Origin of the sequence: Kitasatospora sp. NPDC048407 (assembly GCF_043200475.1) — a bacterium.
In the GTDB taxonomy this organism is placed as follows: domain Bacteria; phylum Actinomycetota; class Actinomycetes; order Streptomycetales; family Streptomycetaceae; genus Kitasatospora.
Map to the genome: position 1 here is coordinate 214,515 of NZ_JBICXW010000010.1, position 11,746 is coordinate 226,260.

11 protein-coding genes are annotated in these 11,746 nt (G+C 72.7%); 7 read left to right on the top strand and 4 right to left on the bottom strand.

Features of this window, described 5'->3' with window-relative positions:
* Nucleotides 1-148 precede the first annotated feature (148 nt).
* The 3 genes from ACGFWJ_RS20570 (at nt 149) to ACGFWJ_RS20580 (ending at nt 3,241) form a co-directional block, all read left to right on the top strand.
* Nucleotides 149-2,092, top strand: a complete 1,944-nt coding sequence (locus ACGFWJ_RS20570; RefSeq protein ID WP_392951586.1) for a fumarate reductase/succinate dehydrogenase flavoprotein subunit — start codon at nt 149-151, stop codon at nt 2,090-2,092.
* A complete protein-coding gene (locus tag ACGFWJ_RS20575; RefSeq protein ID WP_387641164.1) occupies nt 2,089-2,817 on the top strand; it encodes a succinate dehydrogenase/fumarate reductase iron-sulfur subunit in 729 nt (242 codons plus the stop codon). Before ACGFWJ_RS20570 ends, ACGFWJ_RS20575 begins: the two co-directional genes overlap by 4 nt.
* A gap of 187 nt (nt 2,818-3,004) precedes the next feature.
* Nucleotides 3,005-3,241: a chaplin gene (locus tag ACGFWJ_RS20580; protein WP_392951463.1), complete on the top strand. Its 237-nt coding sequence runs from the start codon at nt 3,005-3,007 to the stop codon at nt 3,239-3,241.
* 61 nt (nt 3,242-3,302) lie between these two features.
* On the opposite strand, the gene ACGFWJ_RS20585 is transcribed toward ACGFWJ_RS20580, so the two are convergent.
* Nucleotides 3,303-4,403, bottom strand: a complete 1,101-nt coding sequence (locus ACGFWJ_RS20585) for a helix-turn-helix domain-containing protein (protein ID WP_392951465.1) — start codon at nt 4,401-4,403, stop codon at nt 3,303-3,305.
* A gap of 157 nt (nt 4,404-4,560) precedes the next feature.
* Between ACGFWJ_RS20585 and ACGFWJ_RS20590 the strand changes: the two genes are divergently transcribed.
* Nucleotides 4,561-5,355 (top strand): class II aldolase/adducin family protein, encoded by a 795-nt coding sequence (locus ACGFWJ_RS20590; RefSeq protein WP_392951467.1) that lies wholly within the window; start codon nt 4,561-4,563, stop codon nt 5,353-5,355.
* A 7-nt stretch (nt 5,356-5,362) separates the two neighbouring features.
* Here the strand turns inward: ACGFWJ_RS20590 and ligD are convergent, their stop codons facing one another.
* Nucleotides 5,363-6,355, bottom strand: a complete 993-nt coding sequence (gene ligD, locus ACGFWJ_RS20595; RefSeq protein ID WP_392951470.1) for a non-homologous end-joining DNA ligase — start codon at nt 6,353-6,355, stop codon at nt 5,363-5,365.
* A 118-nt stretch (nt 6,356-6,473) separates the two neighbouring features.
* Here ligD and ACGFWJ_RS20600 point away from each other — a divergent pair, with 118 nt between their 5' ends.
* Nucleotides 6,474-7,538 carry an ATP-dependent DNA ligase gene (locus ACGFWJ_RS20600; RefSeq protein WP_387866338.1) on the top strand — a complete coding sequence of 355 codons (1,065 nt, stop codon included), beginning with the start codon at nt 6,474-6,476 and terminating at the stop codon, nt 7,536-7,538.
* Here ACGFWJ_RS20600 and ACGFWJ_RS20605 read toward each other — a convergent pair.
* A complete protein-coding gene (locus ACGFWJ_RS20605; protein ID WP_392951472.1) occupies nt 7,511-8,476 on the bottom strand; it encodes a TetR/AcrR family transcriptional regulator C-terminal domain-containing protein in 966 nt (321 codons plus the stop codon). The genes ACGFWJ_RS20600 and ACGFWJ_RS20605 overlap by 28 nt on opposite strands.
* A gap of 170 nt (nt 8,477-8,646) precedes the next feature.
* On the opposite strand from ACGFWJ_RS20605, the gene ACGFWJ_RS20610 reads away from it, so the two are divergent.
* On the top strand, nt 8,647-9,864 hold the full coding sequence (locus ACGFWJ_RS20610) for an FAD-dependent monooxygenase (protein WP_392951474.1): 1,218 nt from the start codon (nt 8,647-8,649) through the stop codon (nt 9,862-9,864).
* A gap of 117 nt (nt 9,865-9,981) precedes the next feature.
* Here ACGFWJ_RS20610 and ACGFWJ_RS20615 read toward each other — a convergent pair whose 3' ends face one another.
* Nucleotides 9,982-10,365: a hypothetical protein gene (locus tag ACGFWJ_RS20615; protein ID WP_392951477.1), complete on the bottom strand. Its 384-nt coding sequence runs from the start codon at nt 10,363-10,365 to the stop codon at nt 9,982-9,984.
* Nucleotides 10,366-10,424: 59 nt separating this feature from the next.
* On the opposite strand from ACGFWJ_RS20615, the gene ACGFWJ_RS20620 reads away from it, so the two are divergent.
* On the top strand, nt 10,425-11,711 hold the full coding sequence (locus ACGFWJ_RS20620) for a hypothetical protein (protein ID WP_392951479.1): 1,287 nt from the start codon (nt 10,425-10,427) through the stop codon (nt 11,709-11,711).
* Nucleotides 11,712-11,746 lie beyond the last annotated feature (35 nt).

An 11,746-nucleotide genomic window follows, 5' to 3' on the forward strand; every position in this document is an offset into this window, starting at 1 on the left:
CGGGCAGACCGCCCACGACGCCGGCGGGACCGGCCCGGCGAGCGCCCGCGACAACGGGCAGACCGCCCACGACGCCGGCGGGACCGGTCCGGCGAGCGCCCACGACAACGGGCAGACCGCCCACGACACGTCTTCCGGGAAGGCCCCGATGAGCTACCTCGACTACACCGTCGGCGCGCCCGTCGCAGACACCCGGGCCCCGGCCGGGCCGATCGAACAGCGCTGGGACCAGCGGCGGTTCGAGGCCAAGTTGGTCAACCCGGCGAACCGCCGCAAGCACACCGTGATCGTGGTCGGCACCGGCCTGGCCGGCGGCGCGGCCGGTGCGACACTGGCCGAACAGGGCTACCACGTCGTGCAGTTCTGCTTCCAGGACTCCCCGCGGCGCGCTCACTCGATCGCCGCGCAGGGCGGCATCAACGCCGCGAAGAACTACCGCAACGACGGCGACTCGATCCGCCGGCTGTTCTACGACACCGTCAAGGGCGGCGACTTCCGCGCCCGCGAGTCCAACGTGCACCGCCTCGCCCAGGTCTCGGTGGAGATCATCGACCAGTGCGTGGCACAGGGCGTGCCGTTCGCCCGCGAGTACGGCGGCCTGCTCGACACCCGCTCGTTCGGCGGCGTCCAGGTCTCCCGCACCTTCTACGCCCGCGGCCAGACCGGCCAGCAGCTGCTGCTCGGCGCCTACCAGGCGCTGTCACGGCAAATCGCGGCCGGGAACGTCGAGTTGCACGCGCGCACCGAGATGCTCGACCTGATCGTGATCGACGGCCGGGCCCGCGGCATCGTCGCACGGGACCTGGTGACCGGCGAGATCCGTTCCTACCTGGCGGATGCCGTGGTGCTCGCCACCGGCGGCTACGGCAACGTGTTCTACCTGTCGACGAACGCCAAGAACTCGAACGCGACGGCCATTTGGCGCGCGCACCGGCGCGGCGCGTACTTCGCCAACCCGTGCTTCACGCAGATCCACCCGACCTGCATCCCGCGCTCCGGCGACCACCAGTCCAAGCTGACGCTGATGAGCGAGTCGCTGCGCAACGACGGCCGGATCTGGGTGCCGAAGGCGAAGGGCGACACCCGGCCGCCCGGGCAGATTCCCGAGGACGAGCGGGACTACTACCTGGAGCGGATCTACCCGGCGTTCGGCAACCTGGTGCCCCGCGACATCGCCTCCCGGGCCGCCAAGGTGGTCTGCGACGAGGGCCGCGGCGTCGGCCCCGGCGGGCAGGGGGTGTACCTGGACTTCGCCGACGCCATCGCCCGGCTGGGCCGGGCCGCCGTCGAGGCCAAGTACGGCAACCTGTTCGAGATGTACCAGCGGATCACCGCCGAGGACCCGTACACCGTGCCGATGCGGATCTACCCGGCGATCCACTACACGATGGGCGGCCTGTGGGTGGACTACGACCTGCAGACCACCGTCCCCGGCCTGTTCGCGATCGGCGAGGCCAACTTCTCCGACCACGGCGCCAACCGGCTCGGCGCGAGCGCCCTGATGCAGGGCCTCGCCGACGGCTACTTCGTGCTGCCGCCCACCCTCAACGACTACCTGGGCCGCACCCCGCTCGACCCCGTCCCCGGAGACCACCCCGAACTCGCCGAGGTGGAGGCCGAGGTGGCGGACCGGCTCAACCTGATCCTGTCCGTGGACGGCGACCGCACCCCCGACTCCTTCCACCGCGAACTCGGCGAACTGCTCTGGGACAACTGCGGAATGGCCCGCGACGAGGCCGGCCTGCGGCACGCGCTGGCCCGGATCCCCGAACTGCGCGAGGAGTTCTGGCGGCGGATCAAGGTCCCGGGCACCGGCGCCGAGCTCAACCAGGCGCTGGAGAAGGCCAATCGGCTGGTCGACTACTTCGAACTCGCCGAACTGATGTGCCTCGACGCGCTGCACCGCAGCGAGTCCTGCGGCGGCCACTTCCGCACCGAATCCGCCACCCCCGAGGGCGAAGCCGCCCGCCGGGACGAGGAGTTCAGCTACGCCGCCGCCTGGGAGTTCGCCGGCACCGGCGGAGCGCCCGTCCTGCACAAGGAAGAGCTCGCCTTCGAGCACGTCCACCCCACCCAGCGGAGCTACGCGTGAACCTCACCCTGCGCATCTGGCGCCAGCAGGGCCCGGACACCCCGGGCGAGATGACGATCTACCAGGTCTCCGGCATCAGCGAGGACATGTCCTTCCTGGAGATGCTGGACACCCTCAACGAGGAACTCATCCTGCGCGGCGAGCGCCCCGTGGCCTTCGACCACGACTGCCGCGAAGGCATCTGCGGCGCCTGCGGCATGGTCATCAACGGCCAGGCCCACGGACCCGAACGCACCACCACCTGCCAGCTGCACATGCGGCACTTCAACGACGGCGACACCATCGACGTCGAACCCTGGCGGGCCGGCGCCTTCCCCGTGGTGCGCGACCTGGTGGTGGACCGCTCCGCCCTCGACCGGATCATCGGCTCCGGCGGCTACATCACCGCACCCACCGGCGCCGCCCCCGAGGCGCACGCCACCGCCGTCCCCAAGGAAGCCGCCGACCTCGCCTTCGAGCACGCCGAGTGCATCGGCTGCGGGGCCTGCGTCGCCGCCTGCCCCAACGGCTCGGCGATGCTGTTCACCGCCGCCAAGGTGGTCCACCTCAACGTCCTCCCGCAGGGCGCGCCCGAACGCGCCTCGCGGGTACGGAACATGGTGGGCGCGATGGACGACGAGGGCTTCGGCGGCTGCACCAACACCGGCGAGTGCGCCACCGCCTGCCCCAAGGGCATCCCGCTGACCGGAATCGCCCGGCTCAACCGCGAGTTCCTGCGGAGCTGACGGGGACCGGCTGGCCGGACCGGCGAAGTCCGGCCGGCTCCCCGTACAACTGTCCCTCGCAGGCTGCCTGACGGGGGCCGTACGGGTGGCCATGGACACGCCCACGATCTGTGCAATGTGGGCGTTGGGGCGGTCCGAACAGGTGTGATCGAGGCCCGATTATCGGATCATCACACCTGGAGAAATCATGCGTATTCGTGCGTCCCTCGTCGCCTCCGGCCTGGCCGCGGCCTGTCTGCTCGGCGGGGCCGGTTCCGCCGCCGCCGATGCCGAGGCAGAAGGCGCCGCCATCGGCTCGCCGGGCGTCCTCTCCGGCAACCTGATCCAGGTGCCGATCGACCTCGACCTCAACGTCTGCGGCAACTCGATCGACGTCATCGGCCTCGGCAACGCCGCGTTCGGGAACGTCTGCATCAACCGGTAAGTGACCAGACCGCTCCGGGCCCGCCGCGTCCTGCGGGCGGGCCCTGGACGGCACCCCGCAGTCAGGCCAGCCAGCTCCGCAGCGCCCACCACCAGTGCGCGGTGTGCTCGACGCCGCCGGTCAGCGGGTCGGCGCCGGTCAGCTCGCGCAGCCGCCGCAGCCGGTACTTCACCGTGTTGGGGTGCACGTGCAGCTCTGCGGCCGTCCGGTCGGTGCGGCCACCGTGGGTCAGCTGGGCCAGAGCGGTGACGGCGAGTTCCCGGTGGAAGGGATCGGCCCGGTCAAGGGCTCCCAGCAGGTCGCCCGCCAGCAGGGCGCCGAGCTCGCCGTCGGCGGGCGTGGCGGTGAGCAGGGCGAGGTCGGTCAGCCGGTGAAGGCCGGTCAGGCCGGCCGACTCGGCGGCCCGCAGGGCGCGCCGGGCCATCGCGTACAGGGGGGCCAGACCGGACGGTTCGGCAGGCGGCGTGACGACGGTGGTCGGGCCGTCGAACGGCAGGACAGGCATGGGTCCGGTCAGCGCCGCCAGCCGGCCGTCCACAAAACCGCACAGGCCGGGACCGGCCGCGACGAGGGCCTGCTCGAGCGGCCCCGCCAGCGCCGGATCGCTCACCGCCGTCACCACGCACCGGTACCGGCTGGTCGGCGAAAGCGGCGCACCGAGCGCCTCCACCGGTTCCCCGTGCAGGAGTTGACGCAGCGTCAGGGCGTGCGCCTCGCGGGCGGTGCGGGCCGCCGCCAGCTCCGCCACCCGGTGTTCCTGCACCATCCGGCGAGCCAGCGTGATGGTGATGTGATCGATCCGGGTCACGCCGTCCAACAGCTCGTCCGCCGGGACGGCGCACCGGCGGCCCTCCGCGATCACCGCCTCCACCAGGTGCGAGCGCCCCGCCTGGAAACCGTCCAGCAGCGCCGCCACCGGCACCCCCTGCCGCGCCCGGTCCGAACCCAGCAGGGCAGCCGCCGCGAGCGCCTGCACCCCCGGCTCGCCGTCTCCCTGCAACGCCGAGCGCACCCCGTCCAGCAGGGCCCGGGTGTGCCGGCGCACCTCGCGCTCCGGCAGCGCGGCGACCAGTTCGGACGCGGCGCGCGCGGCGCGCACCGCCGCCGCGAGCACCTCCGGGTCCTCGGTGCGCCCGGCCACCAGCCGCACGAACGCCTCCACCGGCCGTCCCCCCTCCTGCGCTTGCCCGTCCCCCCGTCTGTGGTTGGCCCCGGCGGACAACCGGTGCCGTCCACGTTGGGCGCCGCAAGCCTATGCCCGGACCGCCCGGCCCTGGTGAGCTGTGCCCGCCCCGCACCCCACGGAGAGGTCACCCGCCATGTCCGACACCGAATCCCTGCTCGACCGCCTGCCCGGCGACCTGATCTTCCGGCTGCCGCCGACCTTCGACACCGTCGAGGAGGAGCGCCGCCACCGCAAGGAACGCCTCGCCGCCGCCCTGCGGATCTTCGGCAAGCTCGGGTTCGAGGAGGGCGTCGCCGGGCACATCACCGCCCGCGACCCGGAACTCACCGACCACTTCTGGGTCAACCCGTTCGGCATGTCCTTCAAGCACGTCAAGGTCAGCGACCTGGTGCTGGTCGACCACCACGGCACCGTGGTGGAGGGCCGCTACCCGGTCAACCAGGCCGCGTTCGTCATCCACTCGACCATCCACCGGGCCCGGCCGGACGTGGTCGCCGCCGCGCACAGCCACTCCACCCACGGGCGGGCGCTGTCCGCGCTCGGCCGCCGACTGGAGCCGATCACCCAGGACGTGTGCGCCTTCTACCAGGACCACGCCCTGTTCGACGACTACACCGGCCTGGTCACCGACCTGGAGGAGGGCGAGCGGATCGCCACCGCGCTCGGCCCGCACAAGGCCGTCATCCTGCGCAACCACGGCCTGCTCACCGTCGGCAGCACCGTGGACGCCGCCGCCTGGTGGTTCATCACCATGGAGCGCTCCTGCCAGGTCCAGCTGCTCGCGCAGGCCGCCGGCCCCACCATCCCGATCTCGCCCGAGAACGCCGCCCTCACCTACCGGCAGATCGGCAACGACCTGGCCGGCTGGGTCAACTACCAGCCGCTGTACGACCAGATCACCCGCGAACAGCCCGATCTTCTCGAGTGAGGGCGGGTCACTTCCTGGCCCGGCTCGGCTGCACCCGGCGCGGTTCGCCCGGCATCTTCGGGTGGTCCGGCGGGTAGGGCAGGTCGCCCGCGTCCTGGTGCGCGTACAGCTCCAACACGCGTTCCAGTGAGCCGGGTCGGCGCTCCATGTCGGCGTGCAGGTCGCCGAGTTCGGCGAACCGCTCGGGCACGGTGCGCAGGGTGAAGTCGCCGGGGGAGACCTGCTCGATCTCCTCCCAGCGCAGCGGCGTGGAGGCGGTGGCCTGCGGGCGGGGGCGCAGCGAGTACGGGGAGGCGATGGTGCGGTCGCGGGCCATCTGGTTGTAGTCGACGAAGATCCGCTCGCCGCGTTCCTCCTTCCACCACTTGGTGGTGACCTCGCCGCCGGTGCGGTGCTCGAGTTCGCGGCCGAGCGCGATGACGGCGTGCCGGCAGTCGGTGAACGTCCAGCGCGGCTCGATCGGCACGTACACGTGCAGGCCCCGGCCGCCGGACGTCTTCGGCCAGCCGGTCAGGCCGAACTCCTCCAGCAGCGGCCGCAGTTGGAGCGCGGCGCGGACGGCGTCGGTGAAGTCGGTGCCGGGCTGCGGGTCGAGGTCGATGCGCAGCTCGTCGGGGTGCTCGGTGTCCGCGCGGCGCACTGGCCAAGGGTGGAAGGTCAGGCAGCCGAGGTTGGCCGCCCACAGCACGGCGGCCTCCTCGGTCGGGCAGATCTCGTCGGCGCTGCGACCGGACGGGAAGGCGATCCGCGCGGTCGGCAGCCACTCCGGGCGGCCCTTCGGCGCGCGCTTCTGGTAGAAGAACTCGCCGTCCACGCCCTCCGGGAAGCGCTGCAGCGTGGTCGGCCGGTCACGCAGGCCGCGCAGCACCCCCGGGGCGACGGCCAGGTAGTACTCGGCGACGTCCCGCTTCGTGTACCCGGGCTCCGGGTAGTACACCTTGTCCGGGTTGGACAGCCGCACCGTCCGGCCGCCGACCTCCAGTTCCACAGCAGAAGCCATGCCGTCCACGCTAGGCGGCCCGCCCGTGCACCGCGCGTTGCGGTACGGCAGGGTGGACGACACGCCGGGCGCCCCGACACGCCGTGGCGCCGCGGGCGGGCCGGGGACCATCGGAGGCATGCAGCTACCCGTGATGCCACCGGTCTCGCCCATGCTCGCGAAGGCCGTGACCGCGATCCCGCCCGGCATGCAGTACGAGGCGAAATGGGACGGCTTCCGGGCGATCGTGTACCGCGACGGCGACGAGATCGAACTCGGCTCGCGCACCGGCAAGCCGCTGACCAGGTACTTCCCCGAGGTGGTGGAGGCCGTCCGGGAGCAGCTGCCCGAGCGGTGCGTGGTGGACGGCGAGATCGTCGTCGCGCACGACGGACGGCTGTACTTCGAGGAACTGCTGGAACGCATCCACCCCGCCGCGTCCCGGGTCCGCACCCTCGCCGAACGCACCCCCGCCTCGCTGGTCGCCTTCGACCTGCTCGCCCTCGACGACGACGATCTCACCGCCCGCCCGCTGGTCGAACGCCGCGCCGAACTCGCCCAGCTGCTGGCCGACGCCGCCCCGCCGGTCCACCTGGCCCCCGCCACCACCGACCTGGACACCGCCCGCGGCTGGTTCTCCCGCTTCGAGGGCGCCGGACTGGACGGCGTGGTCGCCAAACCGCTCGACGCCCCCTACCGGCCCGGCGAGCGCACCATGTTCAAGGTCAAGCACGCCCGCACCGCCGACTGCGTGGTGGCCGGCTACCGCGAACACAAGAGCGGCCCCGTGGTCGGCTCCCTGCTGCTCGGCCTGTACGACCCCGACGGACGACTCCAGCACGTCGGCGTCAGCGCCTCCTTCCCGATGGCCCGCCGCCGCGAACTCGCCGAAGAACTCGCCCCGTTGAGGCTCGACGCCGACGACCTGGCGGGCCACCCGTGGGGGGCCTGGGCGGACGAGCAGGCCCAGGCGAGCAGCCGGCTGCCCGGCGCGGTCAGCCGCTGGACCGGCAAGAAGGACCTGTCCTGGGTGCCGCTGCGCCCCGAGCGGGTCGCCGAGGTCGGCTACGACCACATGGAGGGCACCCGGTTCCGGCACACCACCCAGTTCAAGCGCTGGCGGCCGGACCGCACGCCGGAGAGCTGCACGTACGCGCAGCTGGAGGAGCCGGTCTCCTACGACCTGGGCGAACTGCTGGGCTGAGCGGCCGAGTTGATCAGCGCGGCGAAGCCGTCCAGCAGGCGTTGCAGGCCGAAGTCGAAGAGCTGGTCGAGGTCGAAGTCGTAGCCCTCCGTGGTGAGTCGGAGGAAGGTGGGGTACTCGGCGACCAGCTCCATGAACTGGGGCTCCTGCTGGTCCATCCAGGCCTCGGCGTCCTGGCCGGTGGCGGCCTCGGCGGCGGCCTCCATCTCCAGGTTGAGCGCGGTGCCGCGGACGTAGTTGAACAGCGTCAGGTAGGCGGTGAGCACCGTCTGCAGATCCAGGCCCTCGGCGGCCAGGGTGGACAGCACCCACTCGCCGAACGGCAGGGCGTTGGAGAGCGGTTGGGGGCGGGTCATCGACAGCGCGGAGGCCAGCCAGGGGTGCGCCCGGAACAGGTCCCAGATCAGCCGGGCGGCCAGCTCCAGCCGGGCCCGCCAGGGCAGTTCGGCGTCGGCGGGGGAGAACCTGACGGCGGCGAAGACCTGCTCCATCATCAGGTTGACCAGGCCGTCCTTGTCGGGGACGTGCCGGTACAGCGACATCGTGGCGGCGTCCAGCTCGGCCGCGACCCGGCGCATCGACAGCGCCTCCAGGCCCTCGTGGTCGGCGATCTCCACTGCCGCCGCGACGATCCGATCCGGCGTCAGTCCGCCCTCCACGGTGAGCCGGCGGGGGATCTGCCGCTCGCCTGCGGCGGGCCGGGCCGGCGCTTGCGCCCGAGCGGGCGCGGCGGCCTCGGCGACCACCGTGCCGACGCCGGGGACCGCCCGGACCAGACCCTGGCCGCGCAGCTCCGCCAGCACCTTGGTGGCGGTGGCCATCGCCACGTTCCAGCGGCGGGTGATCTCCCGGGTGGACGGCACCCGGTCGCCGGGCCGCAGCTCGCCGCGCTCGATCCGCTGCCGGAGTTCGCCCGCGATCTGTTCGTAGCGGTCCACCCGCTCCACCTCCGCACTAGTGCACCAGTCGGCCCATGCTAGCTGCCGGACTCGGCACCGTACCAGGGTCCGGGCGGCCCCGGAGCGCACTAGTGCACTAGTGCAGCAATCGCTGAAACCCAGGCGTTGCAGGTTGCGTAGTGCGGAGCGTACGGCGTACGTTCGGTGCCATGAAGAACGCGGACATCCTCGTCTCCGGCGGCGGCATAGCCGGACCCACCCTGGCGTACTGGCTACGCAAGGCCGGCTTCCGTCCCGTCGTGGTGGAACGCGCCCCCGCGCCCCGCCCCGGCGGACAGGCCGTCGACCTGCGCGGCGCCGGACGCACCGTCATCGACCGGATGGGCCTGCTCGACCAGGCCAGGCAGGTCGCCGTGTACCAGCGCGGCCTCGCACTGGTCGACCGGAACGGCAAGCACATCGCCCGGCTGCCCACCGAACTCTTCGGCGGCGAAGGCATCGTCTCCGACCTCGAAATCCTCCGCGACGACCTCGCCACCGTGCTCTACCGGGCCACCGCCGACGACGTCGAATACCTCTTCGACGACACCATCACCTCCCTCCGGGAGGACGCCGACGGCGTGCACGTCACCTTCGAGAACGCCCCGCCCCGCCGCTTCGACCTGGTGGTCGGCGCGGACGGCCTGCACTCCACCGTCCGCCGCCTCGCCTTCGGCCCCGAGAGCGAGCACTTCGTCCCCATCGGCGGCTACACCGCCTGGTTCACCGCCCGCCTCGAACTCGACCTCGACGACTGGTTCCTGATGTACAACGCCCCCGGCGGGCGGGTGGCGATGGCCCGCCCCGGCCGGGCCCCCGGCGAGGTCAAGGCCGGACTCAGCTTCCGCTCCGCCCCCCTCACCCACGACCGCCGCGACCGCGCCGCCCAGCAGCGCCTGCTCACCGACCGCTTCGCCGGGGCCGGCTGGGAGGTCGACCGGCTGCTCGCCGCGATGGCCGAGGCCGACGACTTCTTCCTCGAACACATCGGCCAGGTACGCCTCGACCGCTACACCCGCGGCCGCACCGCCCTGATCGGCGACGCCGCCTGCTGCCCCACCCCCCTCACCGGCCTCGGCACCAGCCTCGCCCTGGTCGGCGCCTACCTGCTGGCCGGTGAACTCGCCACCGCCAACGGCGACTTCACCACCGCCTTCGCCCGCTACCAGGACCGGATGAAGCCCTACGCCGCCAAGGCCCAGGAACTCCCCCCGGGCGGCATGGCGGGCTACGCCCCCAACGGCCGCACGATGATCGCACTGCGCGCCGCCTCCATGCGCTGGATGACCCGCCGCCCGCTGCGCACCCTGATGGAGGCCCAGGCCGCGAAGGCCGGCGACGTCGAACTGCCGGACTACGCCGACGTGCTGTCTTCGCAGCGGAGCTGAACTCGCCGTCAGGAGCGGCCGAACCAGCGGCGCCCGGCCGGGGGCTGGGGCGCGGGGCTGTCCGCCGGTGGGTTGTCGTACTCGCGGGAGATCGCCCGGACCTGGCCGGACTCGGGGTCAGTCGAGCTTCGGCTCCGCCTCGGATCCGTAGGACGCCCACTCGCGCAGCATCTGCGCGGTGAAGAATGCCTGCCAGTTCCGGGAGCGGATCCCGAGCCGGGCGACGCCGGTCTTCTCGAGGATGTCCCGCAGCCGTGCCGCGTCGCAGTGCACCATCGCGGAGGCCGACGGCAGCAGTTCCGCGCCGACGTCCGCGCCGGTGAAGCCGAGCAGCGTGGGGGGCATCTCGTCGTCAGGGAGGAACATCACCTTCCAGTCGGCGGTGACGGGAATGAACGCCCCGCCCTCGAACAGCGCGGAGATCACGGCCTCGGGCGCGGGCGCGTGCCCGTCCCGGCTGTCGAGAAGCTCGGCGAGACGTATGTTCGATGGCTCGGTCACGCGGCGCAGCATAGTGCCCGGGCAGCGGCTGTCGGGGGCGAGCGGCATGATCATGCGTCATGCGCTGTGACATCTGTGAGCACGACCTGGCCAAGTGGGATCTGCCGCCTTCGCGGTGGACGCGTGAGGTCTGGATCTGTACCTGGTGCTTCGCGGTCGTGCGGGTCGGTGGCGACGGCGCGATCGTTCGGCAGGCGTACAGCGAGTGGGACTTGCGGTGGGAGGCGGCCTGGACGGACATGGTGCCGGATGCCCGGCGGCACGCGTACGGGTACTTCCGGCGGACGCTGTGCGGGATCGAGCGGCCGGACCTGGCCGGGTCGCCGTTCGGGATGTGGGGCGGCGGCCGGGACGAGTGCCCTGGCTGCACCGCCGCCGCCCGGGCCATCGACGACCGGTGGCCGGAGGACCGGCGCGACGACCTCGGGCGGATCCTGGTGCCCGCGACCGGGCCCGCGCCGGTCCACCCGTCCGAGCGGGACCCGCTGCCGGGCGAACTCGGCCACCCGGACGTCCAGTTGCCGGAGGTGCGGCGGAGCCCGCCCGCGCGGGTGGTCGCGGCGGCGCAGGGCGTGATCGGTGACGGCCCGGAGGCGGTGCGGCTGCCGGCGTGCTGGGCCGGGTACGGGATCGGGCCCTACCGGCCGTACGACGGGCGGGACCGGACCTTCGCCTGGTTCCAGGCCTACGCCCTGGACAGCGTGCCGCCACTGGACGAGGCGTCCTTCGTCGGCGACTACGCGTGGTTCGGCGAGATCGGCGAACCGCTGGACTACCGTACCGCCGTGACGGACCCGATCGCGGCGGAGCTGGCCCGGGACGGGCTCGAACTCCCGGCGGACTTCCTGGCGTTGATCACGAGGTCCGGTCTGCACCGCTGCCTCGACCGGGTCGGCGGCGGCGCGTGGACGGACGTGGCCGGTCCGGTGCCCAGCCCGCTCGATCCGGCCGACCGGCTGGTGGCGTTCTTCCGGGACCAGCAGAGCTGCATCGTCTGGTACCTGTACCTGCACCACAACGGGCAGTCGGCGGTGGTCAGTTCGGACCGCGACCTCACCAGCGCCCAGGGCGACTACTACGGGCCGGACGGCGAGCTGGCCGTGCCGAAGCCCCCGGAGCTGTTCTGGAACGCGCCGAGCACCGAGACCTTCGCCTACCGCTTCTTCGTCGAGGGCAGCCTCATCGACGCGATCGGGGAGCGCAGGCGGCCGGACGAGGTGGACCCCGAGCACCTCGCGTACCTGGCGCACTACCTGCCGGTCGTGAGCGGCGGCGCAGGAGCGCGGCGGGGAGCCGAGGTCAACTCGGGGGAGCCGGAGGCCGGTTGGGGAGCGCCGCCGTTCTGACGAGGCGGCACCGGTCCCGGTGGGGGTGGGGGGTG